Origin of the sequence: Streptomyces sp. NBC_01264 (assembly GCF_026340675.1) — a bacterium.
Lineage (GTDB): Bacteria > Actinomycetota > Actinomycetes > Streptomycetales > Streptomycetaceae > Streptomyces.
Genome location: NZ_JAPEOX010000001.1, coordinates 996,810 through 1,012,402 on the forward strand (window position 1 = coordinate 996,810; position 15,593 = coordinate 1,012,402).

Below are 15,593 nucleotides of genomic sequence, written 5' to 3' on the forward strand. Positions count from 1 at the left end.
AGTGTTCATCAGATCCAACGGACAGGTAACGGAACGATTTCTCGAACCGCTCCCCCGTTTGTCCGAATTTTCTGCCGCATTCGTCTGGCAGGCTTCCGCGCACCCACTCATCCGACGTTCACTTGAGGTGCCCATGACAGAACGACGCAGGCGTCGTGAACACCGCCGCAAGCCGCGGCGGTTGATGCTCCTCACCGCCGCGATGGCCTCGGCCGCGGTGATCGCCGCCGGCATCGCCTACTCCGGACTGGGCGACGGAGCCCAGGCCGTATCCGTACAGGCCGGTGCGGAGGCCTCCGCACCGGCCGCCGCGCCCGCCCGGGACCAGGAGCCCCAACCCCTCGCGGCCGCGCCCGCCAACGAAAAGGCGCGCGGCATGGTCTACGACGGGCTCGCCCCCGCGCCGAAGGGCGACCGGTGTGCCGGCGTCTACCGGACGGGCGCGGGTCTGTGCACCCACGGTCCCGACGCCCCGCCCAAGGGCGTCGACATATCGAAGGACGTCGCACCCGCCGTCAAGGCCTCGGCGCCGGCGGCCGATCCGGCCCGGCCCGCCGCAGACCCGGCGGCCGGAGAAGGCGGCGGGCGCCCCCAGGACGCGCCCGCGGCCGACGCCGACCGCGCCGCCGACAAGTCCGCGGCGCCCGCGCCCTCGGCCACCGGCCAGGCCGTCGCCGCCGGCCCCGCGGGCCAGACCGTCCAGTGCGACGGAGACGGCAGCACGGGCAACCGCGTGCAGGTCGTGTACGTCCACGGCCCTGGCCGCGACCGCTACTCCGCCTACGTGGCCTCGTTCCGCAAATGGGCGGCCGACGCCGACCTCATCTATGCCGCCAGCGCCCAGGAGACCGGCGGGGTCCGGCACATCCGCTACGTGACGGCCGCCGACTGCACCCCGACCGTGCTCAACATCGAGCTCCCGGACTCCGCGCTCGCGGAGTTCAGCGCGACCAACGCCGCGCTCGCCGGCAAGGGGCTCGACCGTCGCGACCGCAAGTACATGATCTTCGCGGACACCCAGGTCTACTGCGGCATAGGAACCTTCAACGGCGACGAGCGGCCCGGCCAGGCCAACATCAGCAACTTCGGTCCCTCCTACGGACGTACGGACTCCGGCTGCTGGGGCGGCCACACCGCGGCGCACGAACTCGGCCACAACCTGGGCGCGGTCAACAACAGCGCCCCGAACACCAGCCGCGGCGCGCACTGCACCGACGAGTTCGACGTCATGTGCTACTCGGACACCCCGTACTACCCGCAGATGCGCAACATCTGCACCAACAAGGCCTCCGAGAACATCCTGGACTGCAACCACGACGACTACTTCCACACCAGCCCCAAGGCCGGCAGCTACCTGGCCACGCACTGGAACATCGCCGACAACCAGTTCCTGATGAAGAACAAGGGCGGCGGTGGCACCGACCCCGGTCCGAACCCGCGGCCGAGCCCCTCGCCGACCAAGAAGCCGACGCCCGGCCCGACCAAGAAGCCCACGGGCGGACCGGCTGTGACGGTTGGTCAGATTCAGTCGGACTCCGCCGTCGCGAGCTGGCCCAAGGTCGAGGGGGCGGCCTGGTACCAGGTCCTGCTGAACGGCAAGCACCTGGGCTGGGTCCAGTCCCCGGTGCTGCGCGTCTACAACCTCCGGCCCGACACCTCCTACACGGTCGCCGTCTCCGTCCGCGACAGCGCCGGCCGGGACAGCGGAGCCGGCAAGGCCGCGTCCTTCCGTACGAAGGGCACGGGCGGTGGCGCGACCACCCCCGGGACCCGGTACCTGCTCGGGAACGGCAGCACCGGCATGGCCGCCGAGGTGTGGGGCGGGCGCGCCGCCGACGGCACCGTGCTCGTCGGGGCGCGCTCCAACGGGTACGCGCAGCAGCAGTGGTACTTCGACGACGCGGGCGGCGGACTGGTCCGCATCCGCTCCGCGGTCTCCGGCAAGTGCCTGCAGCCGGGCGGTACTCCCGCCGCGGGCATGTGGATCGTGCAGCAGCCCTGCGGTCGCGCCGCTGCGCAGAGCTGGAAGCTGACCACCCGCGGTGGCGCGGTGAGCGTCACCGACCCGAGCGGCGGCTTCGCGCTGACCGTGAGCAGCCGTCCCTACTACGGCAACTGGCTGCTGGACCTCCAGCGCACCGACGGCCGTGCCCCGCAGGTCTGGACCGTGCAGAAGGCCGGCTGACCCCGGCATCCCCTGAAGTCCCCTCCGGTGGACGGCCGCATCGCGCGGCCGTCCGCCGACCCCTCACCCACCAGGAGCACGCCACGATGCGCATGCGAATCGCTTTCCGGGCCGTCCTGACCACCGTCGGCCTGATCCTGCTGTCCCCGGCCGTGGCGCACGCCCACGGCGACACCGTGAAGGTGGTGGTCACCGGACAGCGGGAGGGCCACGTCACCGCGGACGTCACCTGGGAGAACGACGGCGACGCCGTCGAAGAGGCGGTCGCCGCCACCGTGAACGCGGTCAGCGCCGACGGCGCCCGCACGCTGGGGCCCTGGCGGCTGGTGCGCGATCCCGCCGCGACGCCGGCCGGCTGGACCACGGCCGAATCCCTGCCGCCCGGTGCCTGGAAGGTCAGCGTGGACGTGGGCTTCCCCGCCCTCGGGCACGGCGAACTCGAAGTCGGTGTACCGGTGGTGGACCCCGCCCCGACCACCGGCGGCCCCCGCCCCGCCGACGCGTCGTCCACCCCCACCGGGACGCAGACGCAGACCCCGACGCCAACACCGACGCCCGCGACGGCCTCCGAGGCCCCGGCGGAACCCGGCACAGGTCCTGCCGTCTGGTGGACAACGGCGGGAGTGGCGGCAACGGCCCTGGCCGGGGCGGCCGTCGGCATCCTCCTGCGCCGCAGGCGGGCGCGCGCCCAGTGACCTGAGTCCGGACGTTCAGCCCGCGGCGGCCCGTTTGATCAGGCCGGCGACGGCGGCCGGCTGCGAGACGTAGACGGCGTGGCTGCCGACGACCTCGACGGTCCGGGCCCCGATGCGCTCCGCCATCGCGCGCTGGGCGCGCGGCGGGATCATGCGGTCGTCGGAAGCGACCAGGTACCAAGCGGGCTTGGAGCGCCAGGCCGCTGTGGACACCACGCCGCCGGCCGCGTCGAGACCCCAGGGGACCTGCGCGTCCGCCAGGAACTCCGCCTGCGCGAGCGGGATGTCGCCCGCGAACGCGGCGGCGAACTTGTCCCGGTCCAGGAGCAGGCAGCCGTTGACCGGCGGGAGGATCGGCAGCACGGGGGTGCCGGGCCGCGGGTCGTCGATCAGGGTGTTCACCGACTCGCCCCTGCCGGGGGCGAACGCGGCGATGTACACCAGCGCCGCCACCTTCTCGTGGTTGCCCGCCTCGGTGATCACCACTCCGCCGTAGCAGTGGCCGACCAGGACGACGGGACCCGACCGGGCATCGATGACCCGCCGGGTGGCGGCCACATCCCCGTCCAGCGAGAGGGTGGGCTTCTGCACGACGGCCACGCCGTAGCCGTCCTGCTTGAGAGCTTCGTAGACGCCCTGCCAGCCGGACCCGTCCACGAATCCGCCGTGGACCAGGACGACGGTCCCGCGCGGCGCCTCGTCGCTCATCGTTCCTCCAGGGTTCCCCGGGCCCGCGGACGGGACACCCCTGGCCCGGACTGTAGGAAGGGTGCCGCGTCGGCCGCTCCTGTCAGATGACTGAATTCCGGGAGGTGTTCGGCCGCGCGAGTCCTCGGGTCGCCGCGCTCCCGTGACCTCCGCACCTGTGTCAACGGGCCTGGTGGCCAAGTAGAGTCGCGGCGTGGCGGGTTGGATGTGGGGCAGCGCTTCGCCGCGCTCCATCAGCTGGTCGCGCCGCTCGGAGCCGAGCTGGCCGTTCTCCCACCCGATGCCCGACGGGCGATCGGCGTCGCGGTCGGCCTCGCGGAAGGGCCCGCCCCCGACCAGCTCGCGCTGACGAACGCGCTGATCGCCGTGCTGTCCGAAGCGGCCGACCAGGACGCCGTACTGGTGATGGTCGACGACCTGCAGTGGCTCGATCGCGCGAGCGCGACCTTGTTCGGCATCCTCGCGCGGCGGCTGGGCGGCTCGCGCATCGGGCTGCTCGGCGTCGTGCGGACCGGTGAGGGCAGCATGTTCGAGGAGGCCGGGCTCGCGGAGATCACCGTAGGGCCCCTCGATGACGAGGACGCGAAGACGCTCCTCACCGAAGCCTTCCCCGAGCTGCGGCCGGGGACGGCCCGGCAGGTGATCGCCGAGGCTCAGGGAAACCCGCTGGCACTGATCGAGCTTCCCGCGCACGCCGACCCGACCGCCGACGAACCCCCGCTCGGCCGCACGCCGGTCGGCCGGCGGCTGCAGTTGACCTTTGCCCGGCGGATCGACGGACTCCCGGCCGTCACGCGCGGCCACCTGCTCCTCGCGGCGCTCGACGCGACGGGCGAACTGTTCCCGGCGATCCCTGCTGACGAGCTCGAACCGGCGGAGCGCGCCAGGCTGATCCGTGTTCACCCGGTCACCCGCGGCATCCGGTTCCGGCATCCGCTCACCCGCGCCTCGGTCGTCGAGCTGTCGACCGTGGAAGAACGGCGCGCGGCACACCGGCGACTGGCGGAACTGCAGCCGGCCGGCTCCGAGCGGCGCGCATGGCCTCCATGCAGGCCATGGCGTCCGACCCGCTCGGCACATCGACCACCGATCCGCTGCGCCGCGACGCCCTGACGGACAGGGCCGGCCAGCTCCGGCGATGGCTCGACCGGCATGCGGCCTTCCTCGCCGACCGGAGCCGGATCACCGAGCAGGTGCGCGGCTACCAGAAGTACGAGGGCAAGATGGGAGCCGCCTGATCGGCACGACGGGCCTTCAGTGGCCCTCGGGGGAGTTCCGGAGCCGTGGGGCAGCGCCCCGGGGGACGGCGAAGGCGGTCAGCCGTGCCGAGCCCGGCGTGAGCTCCTGCCAGGAACCGGGGCAGGCGAGCACCGCGATGGCGGACGTCGGGAACTTCTCCGACAGGCGCCCCATCACCTCGGCATCGACGGCGTCCCCCGGCTCCTGGGCGAGGTTGACGGCCAGATCCTCCAGGCCCGGGTTGTGGCCGACGAGCAGCAGGGTCCGTACCTCCGCCGGCACCTCGGACACCACCTCCAGCAGATCCTCCGGTTCGGCGGCGTACACCCGCTCGTCGAAGCGCACCGGGACCTCGATGCCGAGCTGTCCCGCCGCCAGCGCCCAGGTCTCCCGCGTCCGCCGGGCGGTGGAACAGATCACCAGGCCGGGCAGGCAGCCGGCGTCGCGGAGCCAGCGTCCCGCCTCGGGCGCGTCCCGCAGGCCGCGCGGGCCCAGTGGCCGCTCGTGGTCCGCGACATCCGGCCAGGCGGATTTGGCGTGGCGCAGCAGCACCAGACGGGTGACGGCTCCCGTGCTCATGACGACCTCATGACATGAGCCTCGCACGGTCCACGGCCTTGGTCCACGACGCAGGCCTGTCCGCAGGTCCGGGCGCGTCGGCCGGCCCGGTCCGCCGCCGCGCCCGTGCGGTGCCGGACCGGGCCGGCCGGTCGTACGTCGGTGCGGCGTCAGCGCTTGGGGCAGGCGGCCTGGGTGACCTTGCCGGCCTTGGCCGTCGACGTGCCGGGGTCCAGGGTCAGGCATTTGCCGGTCCACTGGTTGATGAAGTAGTAGCCGTGCGACTGGCCGTTGCTGTCGGTGTTGGTCGGCATGACGTTCCACAGCTGGCTGCCGGAGAACCACTTGGTCTCGCAGGGCCACCAGAAGAGCTGCGTGCCGTCGCCGGGCGGGGTCCCGTTGTTGTACGGGACGGTCAGGCAGGAGCCGTTGCCCGCCTTGATCCAGTAGTGGCCCTTGCCGTCGTAGTTGGGCTTGGTGGCCGTCCACTGGTGGCTGCTGGGCGCCGGGTTCGCGCAGGCCCGCTGAGTGACCAGGCCGCCGGAGCCGTCGGGGAACTCGTCGCCGCGCACCATGCAGCGGTTGGTGCCGTAGGTGCCGACGTACTGCTTGGCGTCGTTGACGGTCCACACCGCCGGGTCGGGCTCGAAGACGTAGTTGTCGCGGTTGAGCTCGTCGACCACCGACACGGGCGTGAGGCCCGAGTTGTCGGAGAGCTGGTAGTAGTCCACCGCGACGAAGTTCGGGTTGCGGCCGCCCGCGGCGGGCCGGCACGACTTCTGGATCCGGCTCTTGAGCTGGGTGCCGTTGTCGATCTTGGCGTAGGACTTCGGGTCGAGGTTGTCCGAGCTGAACTGGTTCATGGTGAACAGCGGGGTGAGGCCGGTCGTCCCCGGCATCGGGTTCGTGTTCAGCGCGTTGCCGTTCCGCGACTCGCAGCCGAACGGCTGCCCCAGGCCGTAGCTGTACCGGTTCTCCACGGTGTGCGACCAGGTGTTCATCAGGGTGCCGGAGCCGGCGGCCACGTCGCCCCAGCTGTCCTGGAAGATCACCAGGCGCTGGTTGGCGGAGACCATGTCCTTCAGCCGCGGCCAGTTGCTGCTGAAGATGCCCCAGTCGTTCTGGTCGAAGAGCATCTTGCCGGCGCCCTTGGCGTCCAGCAGGTCGGTGACGGCCTTGCTGAGCGTCTCGCGGCTCGCGTAGTTCTCCAGGAAGATCGTCACCACCTCCTGCGGGTTCTTCTGCAGGAAGTTCACGACGGTCAGCAGCGCGGAGTTGAACTGCTCGTAGCACAGGGACGTGCCGCCGTGGCACAGCTCGACGGGACCGCTGCCCTTGGGGTCGTACGTGTCGAGCATGAGCCCGCGCACCCCGCCCTCGAGCTGCTCCTTGATGCTCTGCGACTGGTTCGGCGCCGGAAACGGCCAGTTCACATCGGTGTTGGCGTAGGCGTTGTGCGAGGTCACGAACGACCACTGGTGGTAGCGCGCGTTCCCGTACTTGCTGCTCGCCGCCTCCGCCCCCGTGGGAGCCGTCAGCACCGAGGCCAGGACGAGGAGCGCGAGCGCCGGCAGGGCGAGCAGGCGCAGCAGGCGAGCACGGCGGTCGGCGCCCGGACGGGGCGCGGTACCACTGGTTCTCATGTGAAATTCCCCTGGTAGAAGCGGCCGTCGGCGTCCGCGGGTACGGCACGGCGGCGACCGGGTGTACGGAGGTCCCCCGCGCCCGGCGCGCGGCCTCATGCGGGAGCGCGGGCGGAGCGGTGACGGACCGGATCCGGGCGGGAGCTGGTCGGGCTCCCTCCGGGGTCGCCCCAGCCAACCGCGGCCGGCCGATCCGGACCAGGCAGTTCCACCGGCAGAAGTACGGTCCGGCATACTTTTGCCGGACGAAAGGACCGGCGGACCGGCCGGTCCGCGCGGCACCGGGGGACGAGCGGGCATGGGGACGGACACACCGGCCACCGGCGGGTTCGGCGAGCGCCTGCTCCGCCTGCGCACGGACGCCGGGCAGACCCAGGAAGAGCTGGCGCACGCGGCGGGGGTGAGCGTGCGGGCCCTGTCGGACATGGAGCGCGGCCGGTCCCGGGGGCCGCAGCGGCGCACCGTGGCGGCCCTGGCCGCGGCGCTGGGGCTGGACGCGACCGGCACCGGGCATCTGGAACGGGCCGCCGCCCGGGGACGGCCCCGCGCACGCCGGACCGGGGATGACCCGGCGGCCGGCCCGCACGCGGGCACCGGCCCGGCGGCGGAGGCCGGCGGGCAGCCAGCGGCGAAAGCCGGTGGGAAGCCAGCCACAGGCTCGTGCGCGGGCGCCGACCCGACAACGGAGGCCGGCCGGCAGCCAGCGGCGAAAGCCGATGGGAAGCCAGCCACAGACTCGTACGCGGGCGCCGACCCGACAACGGAGGCCGCCGGGCAGCCAGCGGCGAAAGCCGATGGGAAGCCAGCCACAGACTCGTACGCGGGCGCCGGCCCGAGGACGGAGGCCGGCGAGAAGCCGGTGGTCGGGTCGCCCGAAGGCGCCGGCACGGCGGGCGCCACCGCCCCGGACCCCGCCTTCCGCCACACGCTCGCGCTCCCCCGCGACCTGCGCGACTTCACCGCCCGCGGGCCCGCCCTGGCGCGGCTGGCGGCCCTGGCCGAGCGGTCCGGCCCCGACCGTCCTCCGGTGGCGGTGGTCTGCGGGCAGCCCGGCCTCGGCAAGACCGCCTTCGCCGTGCACGCCGCCCACACCCTGGCACCCCACTTCCCCGACGGGCAGTTCCACCTCGACCTGCGCGGCATGGATCCGCGACCCACCCCACCCCGCGACGCCCTCGCCCGCCTGCTGCGCGCCCTCGGCGCCACCGACGTACCCGCCGACACCGACGACCGCAGCGGCCTCCTGCGCTCCCTCCTGCGCGACCGGCGCGTCCTGCTCCTGTTGGACAACGCCGCGGACGAGGACCAGGTACGGCCCCTGCTGCCCGGGGAGGGTGCCTCCCTCACCCTCGTCACCAGCCGCCACGCCCTCGCCGGCCTCGAAGCCGTCCACCGCACCGAACTCGCCCTGCTCCGCCGCGAGGAAGCCGTCGAACTCCTCACCCGCATCATCGGCCCCCACCGCATCGCACAAGAGGCCCAGGCCGCCCGCGACCTCGCCGAACTCTGCGGCCACCTCCCCCTCGCCGTCCGCATCGCCGGACAACGCCTCGCCGCCCGCCCCGCCGAACACATCACCAGACTCGCCGCCCAACTCGCCGAACAAGGTGGTCGCCTCGATGCCCTGAAGGCCGGTTCGCTCGAGGTCCGGGCCGCCTTCGCCCTCTCCTACCGTCAACTGGGCCCGCGGGCACGGACCGTCTTCCGACGCTCCTGCCTGGCCCTCGGCCCCGACTTCAGCCCCCGGACCGCCACCCTGCTGGCCGACCTGCCCACCCGCACGGCCGCCCGGTGTGCCGAGGACCTGGTCGACGCCGGCCTCCTCCAGTCCCACCCCACCACCGACCGCTACCGCTACCACGACCTCCTGCGCCTGTTCGCCGCCGAGCAGTTGGCCGAGGAGGACGGGCCCGAGGAGATCGCCGCCGCCGAGGACCGGGCCGCCCGCTGGACGCTGCGCCGGGCCACCGCCGCCGCCCTGCACTTCGAGGCCGAGTACGGGTCGGCCGCCGACCAGGGTGACGAGGAAGGCGATCCCGACCCGGCCACCGCGCCGGTCGGCCGCGACCGGGCCCGTGCCTGGCTGGAGGAGGAACGGGCCCAGTGGCTCGGGGCCCTGCGCCACGCCCAGTCGACCGGCCGTCACCGGCAGGTCGTCGACGCGGCGGAGGCGATGCACTGGTTCTCCGACGCCACCATGGACTGGGAGCTGTGGGCGGAGGTGTTCCGGCGGGCCGCGGACTCCGCCCGGGTGCTGTGCAGCACCCGCGAGGTGGCCGTACAGCTGAACTACCTCGCCTGGGCCCGCAACATGTGCGTCTTCGACTACGTCGGAGCACTGGCCGCCGCCGACACCGCTCTGGAGGCGGCCCGGGAGGCGGGCGACGAGCTCCAGGTAGGCTGGGCGCTGGGGTACGGCGCGGGGGCGCTCCAACGGCTCGGCCGTATCGGGGAGGCAGTCGCCCGGCTGAGGTCGTCGGTCGCCCGGTTCGCCGGGCTGTCCTGCGGCGAGAGCAGGCTGGCCGAACTCACCGCCCTCAACGCGCTGGGCCAGGTCCTGCGCATGGACGGCCGGCCCGAGGAGGCACTGACCCTCCACCGCCGCAGCGAGGCGCTCTGCCGGGCGGGCATCCCAGGACGGCCGACGGAAGTGAGCCGTTCCTACCTGGCCCTGGTCACCCAGAACCTCGGCAACGACCTGGCCGCGCTCGGCCGGTGGAGCGAGGCGGAAGCCCCGCTGCGCGAGGTGCTGACCCTTCGTGCCGCGAACCCGATGTCCTTCTGGAGCGAGACCGCCCGGCTCGAACTGGGCGTCGTCCTGCGCCACCTCGGCCGCCACGAGGAGGCCCGGGAAACCCTGACGGCCGCCCACGAAGCCCTGATCCGGCTGAACCACCCCCGCCAGCTCGAAGCCGCCGCCGAACTCACCACCCTGGAAGCCACCGCCGGCACCGCTCAGAGGGCGTTCCATCCCGCCGTTTCAACCCACGGCCGCCGAGCACGGCGGGGACCCGGCCCCGGACTCGCTGATGGACTCCGCCACCCCTGAGCGCGAACCGGAGCACCCCTCCCCGGGTCCCCCGGTGCCCCGGCCGGCACCGGTCCCGGGAATCAGGCCGCGACGAGTTCCTGCTTGCGGTCCGGCATCTTGACCTTGGGCTTCTTGTTCGGCAGCGAGAGCCGGAAGACCTTGTGCCACGCGGAGAAGACCTGCTTGGGCAGTGGCCCGGTGACGTACTCCAGCTCGTACTTTTCGAACAGCGCGCGCACCTTCACCGCGACCTCGGCGTAGCGGTTGCTCGGGAGGTCCGGGAACAGGTGGTGCTCGATCTGGTGCGACAGGTTGCCGGTCATGAAGTGCATGGCCTTGCTGCCGCTGATGTTCGCCGAGCCCATCATCTGGCGCAGGTACCACTGGCCGCGCGTCTCGCCCTTGATCGACCGGCGCTCGAAGACCTGCACGCCCTCGGGGAAGTGCCCGCACATGATCACCGAGTGGGTCCAGAGGTTGCGGACCAGGTTCGCCGTGAACGTGGCGGCGAGCGTGGTGAGGAACGACGGGCCCGACAGCAGCGGGTGGATCACGTAGTCCTTGAGTACCTGCTTGCGGATCTTGCGGCCCACGGCCTTGGCCCGCGCGCGGAACTCCGGGTTCTTGCGGCGGCGCTTGTGGAGGTTCTTCGCGAGCTCCAGGTCGTACGCCGCGATGCCGTACTCGAAGAAGCAGGCGTTGATGAAGTTCCACAGCGGCTGGCCGAGGTGGAACGGGTGCCACCTCTGGTCCTCGTCGACGCGCATGATGCCGTAGCCGAGGTCGTTGTCCTTGCCGATCACGTTGGTGTACGTGTGGTGCAGCTCGTTGTGCGAGTGCTTCCACTGATCGGACGGCGAGGCGTGATCCCACTCCCAGGTGGTGGAGTGGATCTTCGGGTCCCGCATCCAGTCCCACTGGCCGTGCAGGATGTTGTGGCCGATCTCCATGTTGTCCATGATCTTCGCCACGGACAGGCCGGCGGTGCCGATCAGCCACGCGGGCGGGAAGAAGGAGAACAGCAGCACGCCCCGGCTGACCAGCTCGAGCTTGCGCTGCGCCGAGATGACCTTGCGGATGTAGGCGGCGTCCTTCTCGCCACGGCCGGCGATCACCTCATCGCGGATCGCGTCCAGCTCGCGGCCGAGCTCCTCGATCTGCTCCGCGGACAGGTGGGCGGTGGGGTCGGTGGCGGTCAAGGTGCTCCTACCGTTCGATGTCGCAGGGGCCCGCCGCGGCGGACACGCAGGTCTGGATGAGGACGCCCGGTTCGGCCTCGGTGATCTCGCCGGTGCGCAGGTCGCGGACGGCGCCCGCCTTGAGCGGCGTGACGCAGCCGAAGCAGATGCCCATGCGGCACCCGGACGGCATGAGCACACCGGCGTCCTCGCCGACGTCCAGCAACGGTGTGGCGCCGTCCGCGTCGACGGTCTTGCCGGTGGTGCTGAAGGTGACCTCGCCGCCGTCGCCGACGACGGCGATGCCGGGGCGGAAGCGTTCGGTGTGCAGGAGCTCTTGCGCACCGTGCTCGGTCCAGTGCTCCTCGGCTGCGTCGAGCAGGCCCGCGGGCCCGCAGGCCCAGGTCTCGCGCTCGGCCCAGTCGGGCACGAGTTCGCCGAGACGGGCGATGTCGAGGATGCCGTCCGTGTCGGTGTGCACCTCGGCGAGCCGCAGCTTCCCGGCCGCGACCAGGTCGTGCAGTTCGTCGCGGAAGATCACGTCCTGCGGCCGCGGCGCGCAGTGGACCATGACGACGTCGTCGATCGCGGTGTCACGCAGCATGCCCATCACGGGGGTGATGCCGCTGCCGGCCGTCAGGTACAGCACCTTGTCGGGCTTGGCCCGCGGCAGCACGAAGTCGCCGGTCGGCTGGTCGAGCTGGATCAGCGTGCCCGGTATCGCCCTGCGGACCAGGTGGTTGCTGACCTTGCCGTCCGGGATCGCCTTCACGGTGATCGTGACGCGGCCGTCCCGGCGGTCCGTCGGCGAGGTGACGGAGTAGGCACGCCACAGGCGCACCCCGTCGACGTCGACCCCGATCCGCACGTACTGACCGGCCGTGTGGCCGCGCCAGCCCCGTCCCGGCCTGATCACGAGGGTCGCGGCGTCCGCCGTCTCGGGGTGCACGGCCTCGATGCGCCCCCGCAGGTCGGCACCCGCACGCAGCGGGCTGACCAGGTCGAGGTAGTCCGACGGCAGCAGCGGCGTCGTGACCATCTCCAGCAGTTTCCACGCCCTGCTGCGGAGGGCTGTACTCGTCATGGCTCCAGCTTGCTGCGCCTCACGGGGTAAAGTCCTGACCGCAGGACGTAAATCTGGTCGGTTAGATTGTTCGCAGGGAACAAAACGTGAGCCATGCAATCCGGAGGGCCAGCGAATTGGCCCTGGACGAGACGACGGTCACCGTACTTCGGGCCGCGCTGAAGACGACCGCCGACGAGGTCGTCCAGGCGATCATCGACGAGGTCCCTCCCTACGCCAACGCCCTTTCGGGCCGCATGGGGGCCACCATCCGCCGAGCCGTCCGCACCGCCCTGGGGCACTACCTGGACCTCGCGAGCGGATACGCCACGGGCGGCGTCGCGGGCGACGCCGGCGACGCGGCCTACGAGCTGGGCCGCGGCGAGGTGCGCGACGGCCGCTCGATGGACGCCCTGCTCAGCGCCTACCGCGTCGGCGCCCGCGTGGCCTGGCGATGCCTGGCGGCGGGTGCCGTGCCCGCAGGTCTGCCCGCCGCAGCGGTCGCCAAGTTCGCCGAGCTGACCTTCGCCTACATCGACGAGCTCTCCGCCGCGAGCGCCGCGGGCCACGCCGACGAACTGGCCGCCCGGGGCAGGGACCACGAACGCCACCTGGAACACCTGGCACGCGACCTCCTCGCCGACGCGAGCCCCGACGTGCTGCTCGCCTCCGTTCAGCGGGCCGGGTGGCAGCCTCCGGTCTCGCTGACCGCGGTCCTGCTGCCGGCCGCCCAGGCCCGGCCCGCCTACCGCGGGCTCGACCCGAACACCCTCGTCCTCGACGACCTGCCGGACGCCACCGGTGTGCTGCTCGTCCCCGATGCCGACCGGTCACATCTCCTGCGGCAGCTGACCGACCGCACCGCCGTGGTCGGCCCGGCCCGGCCATGGCATCGCGCATCCGCCTCGTACGCACGAGCCGAACGCGCGCGCGCCCTCTCCGCCGACATCCGCGACACCGAGGAGCACCTGCCCGACCTGGTGCTGAGCGCTGACGCCGACGCGTTCGCAGACCTGCGTGCCCGAGCCCTCGCACCGTTGCGGACCTTGCCCGCCGCGACCGCCCGGCGGCTGGAGGAGACCCTGCGTGCGTGGCTGCTGCACCAGGGCAGGCGCGACGAGGTGGCGGCGGCGCTGTTCGTCCATCCCCAGACGGTCCGGTACCGGATGACGCAGCTGCGGGACCTGTTCCCGGACCTCGCATCGCCCCAGCGGGTCCTTGAACTGACCCTGGCGGTCGGCCTCCGCGTCAGCTGACACGCACTTCCGTCACGGCCTCACCGCGCCGGCTCGTGGAGCTCGGCTCGGGCGGCCCCTCACACTGCCGGCAGCGGCGAACGCAGCGCGCTGCGCCCCTGGTCCCAGGCCCGGCGGATGTGGTGGGCGAGGCGGTCTTCCAGGAGGACGGTCGCCGCGCACCCGAAGGCGACGTCCGCCTCCAGCTCCGGTTCATCGGCCAGGAGCCCGCCGATCACCTCGCGGCGTACGACCTGTTCGTGGACGGCGTCGGCCTCGACGTGCTCGGCGTAGAAGTGCTCGGCGGCGGGTCCCGCGCCGCAGCGCCGCATGGCCTTGGCCAGGCGTCTGGACCCGGGCGAGGAGGTGACCTCGACGCAGGCGAAGTGGCCGACGAGAGCGCCGCGCAGGGCCCGGTGCAGGCCGAAGAGGGACATCAGGTTCACCGTCGCGAGCAGGGGCGCCGGCGCCCGGTCCAGGTACAGGCCGTAACGGGGATCCAGGTCGAGGTCCGTCATGAGGTCCGCGAAGAGTTGTGCGTGGACGCGGTCCGCACGGCCGGCGCCGAACTCGTCGTACTCGATGGCGGCCAACCCGGCTTTGGCCCGGCCGGTGAGCCGGGGGATCGCCCAGGCGTGCGGGTCCGCTTCCTTGAGGTGGTAGAGGGATCTGAGGGCCGCGTACTCGCGTAGCTGCCACAGCTCGCCCTCGGTCTCGAGGTGGTGGCTGAGGCTGCCGGAGAGGGCGATGGGCTCCAGGAGGAGCGGCGCGAAGGCTTCCCCGACCGATCGGGGCGCGTCGGACAGCTCGGTGCGCAGGGCGTGGAGGAAGCGGGTTTCCATGGCTTGGCGGAGCCGGAGCAGCTCAGGGTCCCATTCCCGTTCGTCGTCCACGCCTTCGAAACCGCGGTAGTGGAGTTCGTAGAGGAGGTACAGGGCGAGCTGGAGGTCCTCGCCCGCCGGGTCCGCCTTCAGTATCGCCTTGGGGGCGTAGACCGGCGGGCCGCCGTAGCGCAGGGCCTGGGTCACGGCCCGGGACAGCTCGCCCCGGCCCGCGACCAGCCGGGGGCCGGAGGTGGCCGATGCCGTGGTCGGGCTGGGAAGCGTCATGAAGGGTTCCTGTCCTCGGGCGGCGCGTCCTGGGGCGGCGCGGCGGGCCGCTCGCGGTGCCGGTGGCTGGTGTCGCACCACGGGTACGTACGGCTGCGACGGCAGGTGCACACCGCGACCATGAAGCGGTCGGACCGGGCGACCGTCCCGTCGTCCAGGACGACCTCGACCGGCCCCTCGACCAGGACCGGTCCGTTCGGTTCCACGGTCACCCGGCGGGCCGGCCCCGCCGCGGAGACCGGGTTAGGGTCACGTTCACATGGGCCGCGCACGGATGATCACCAACTCTTCCCATTCCTGGGCTTCGGCCGCCAGCCCCTGGCGCTCGAGCCAGGACCGTCGCGAACGCAGTACGGGACCCCACGGCACGGAGACCTTCGCGGTGACCTCGGCGGCCAGCCCCACCCTGGCCAGGCTCTCCAGCGTCTCCTCGGCTCGGCACATCTGCGAGTGCACGAGGGCAGGACTCCCCCGGGACGCAGCAGGACCGGGGCCCTCCCGCAGATCCGGTCGAGGACCGCTCGCCCGTCGGGGCCGGCGTCCCAGGCCCGCTGCGGACCGTGCGACGGAAGCCGGTCCTCCGGCGCCGGCACGTACGGCGGGTTCGCCACGACGAGGTCGAAGCGACGGCCCGCGGTGCGTGCCGCGAAATCGCCGTGCACGACGTGCAGGGGCAAGCGGCGGCGCAGGGAGTTCAAGCGGGTCGTGACCACAGCGGGCCAGGAAACATCGACGGCCATGACCCGGGCTCCCGTGGCTGCGGCCTGCAGCGCCAGCGCTCCGGTGCCCGTACCGATCTCCAGCACGTCGCTCTGCGGCCCGATCTCCTCTTGGCCGAGCGCCTCCGCGAGGAGAAGGGTGTCCGGCTGCGGCCGGTAGACGCCGGGTAGGGCCATCAGTCCGGCGGACAGTGGGGGCAAGGACAGAGCCGTGTCGGGCATCGCGCACC

General features: G+C 72.6%; 13 protein-coding genes and 1 pseudogene. 6 read left to right on the top strand and 8 right to left on the bottom strand.

Annotated features, from left to right (window positions below; translation table 11 throughout):
• Positions 1-133: 133 nt before the first annotated feature.
• Positions 134-2,185 carry an RICIN domain-containing protein gene (locus OG435_RS04490; protein WP_266875412.1) on the top strand — a complete coding sequence of 684 codons (2,052 nt, stop codon included), beginning with the start codon at positions 134-136 and terminating at the stop codon, positions 2,183-2,185.
• Between the two features lie 86 nt (positions 2,186-2,271).
• The gene (locus OG435_RS04495; RefSeq protein WP_266875413.1) at positions 2,272-2,880 is read left to right on the top strand and encodes a hypothetical protein; all 609 of its coding nucleotides are present in this window, start codon (positions 2,272-2,274) and stop codon (positions 2,878-2,880) included.
• Between the two features lie 15 nt (positions 2,881-2,895).
• Here the strand turns inward: OG435_RS04495 and OG435_RS04500 are convergent, their stop codons facing one another.
• On the bottom strand, positions 2,896-3,588 hold the full coding sequence (locus OG435_RS04500) for an alpha/beta fold hydrolase (RefSeq protein ID WP_266875414.1): 693 nt from the start codon (positions 3,586-3,588) through the stop codon (positions 2,896-2,898).
• 201 nt (positions 3,589-3,789) lie between these two features.
• On the opposite strand from OG435_RS04500, the gene OG435_RS04505 reads away from it, so the two are divergent.
• Complete coding sequence (locus tag OG435_RS04505; RefSeq protein WP_266875416.1) at positions 3,790-4,701, top strand: hypothetical protein; 912 nt, start codon at positions 3,790-3,792, stop codon at positions 4,699-4,701.
• Positions 4,644-4,826 (top strand): hypothetical protein, encoded by a 183-nt coding sequence (locus OG435_RS04510; protein ID WP_266875418.1) that lies wholly within the window; start codon positions 4,644-4,646, stop codon positions 4,824-4,826. The genes OG435_RS04505 and OG435_RS04510 overlap by 58 nt, the downstream gene beginning before the upstream one ends.
• Positions 4,827-4,842: 16 nt before the next feature.
• Here OG435_RS04510 and OG435_RS04515 read toward each other — a convergent pair whose 3' ends face one another.
• Both OG435_RS04515 and OG435_RS04520 read right to left on the bottom strand, forming a co-directional pair.
• Entirely contained in the window at positions 4,843-5,406 is a 564-nt protein-coding gene (locus OG435_RS04515; RefSeq protein ID WP_266875420.1) for a SixA phosphatase family protein, read from the bottom strand.
• A gap of 149 nt (positions 5,407-5,555) precedes the next feature.
• The gene (locus OG435_RS04520; protein ID WP_266875422.1) at positions 5,556-7,028 is read right to left on the bottom strand and encodes a phosphatidylinositol-specific phospholipase C domain-containing protein; all 1,473 of its coding nucleotides are present in this window, start codon (positions 7,026-7,028) and stop codon (positions 5,556-5,558) included.
• 298 nt (positions 7,029-7,326) lie between these two features.
• Here OG435_RS04520 and OG435_RS04525 point away from each other — a divergent pair, with 298 nt between their 5' ends.
• Positions 7,327-10,077 carry a tetratricopeptide repeat protein gene (locus tag OG435_RS04525; protein WP_266875424.1) on the top strand — a complete coding sequence of 917 codons (2,751 nt, stop codon included), beginning with the start codon at positions 7,327-7,329 and terminating at the stop codon, positions 10,075-10,077.
• Between the two features lie 62 nt (positions 10,078-10,139).
• Here OG435_RS04525 and OG435_RS04530 read toward each other — a convergent pair whose 3' ends face one another.
• Both OG435_RS04530 and OG435_RS04535 read right to left on the bottom strand, forming a co-directional pair.
• Positions 10,140-11,258: a fatty acid desaturase family protein gene (locus tag OG435_RS04530; protein ID WP_266875426.1), complete on the bottom strand. Its 1,119-nt coding sequence runs from the start codon at positions 11,256-11,258 to the stop codon at positions 10,140-10,142.
• 7 nt (positions 11,259-11,265) lie between these two features.
• Positions 11,266-12,321 carry a ferredoxin reductase gene (locus OG435_RS04535; protein ID WP_266875427.1) on the bottom strand — a complete coding sequence of 352 codons (1,056 nt, stop codon included), beginning with the start codon at positions 12,319-12,321 and terminating at the stop codon, positions 11,266-11,268.
• An 86-nt stretch (positions 12,322-12,407) separates the two neighbouring features.
• On the opposite strand from OG435_RS04535, the gene OG435_RS04540 reads away from it, so the two are divergent.
• Complete coding sequence (locus OG435_RS04540; RefSeq protein ID WP_266875429.1) at positions 12,408-13,556, top strand: PucR family transcriptional regulator; 1,149 nt, start codon at positions 12,408-12,410, stop codon at positions 13,554-13,556.
• A gap of 59 nt (positions 13,557-13,615) precedes the next feature.
• Here the strand turns inward: OG435_RS04540 and OG435_RS04545 are convergent, their stop codons facing one another.
• The 3 genes and pseudogenes from OG435_RS04545 to OG435_RS04555 form a co-directional block, all read right to left on the bottom strand.
• Positions 13,616-14,644: an iron-containing redox enzyme family protein gene (locus OG435_RS04545; protein WP_266875430.1), complete on the bottom strand. Its 1,029-nt coding sequence runs from the start codon at positions 14,642-14,644 to the stop codon at positions 13,616-13,618.
• The gene (locus OG435_RS04550; protein ID WP_266875432.1) at positions 14,641-14,916 is read right to left on the bottom strand and encodes a CDGSH iron-sulfur domain-containing protein; all 276 of its coding nucleotides are present in this window, start codon (positions 14,914-14,916) and stop codon (positions 14,641-14,643) included. The genes OG435_RS04545 and OG435_RS04550 overlap by 4 nt, the downstream gene beginning before the upstream one ends.
• Positions 14,900-15,585 (bottom strand): annotated as a pseudogene (locus tag OG435_RS04555) (HemK2/MTQ2 family protein methyltransferase). The gene OG435_RS04550 and the pseudogene OG435_RS04555 overlap by 17 nt, the downstream one beginning before the upstream one ends.
• Positions 15,586-15,593: the final 8 nt, after the last annotated feature.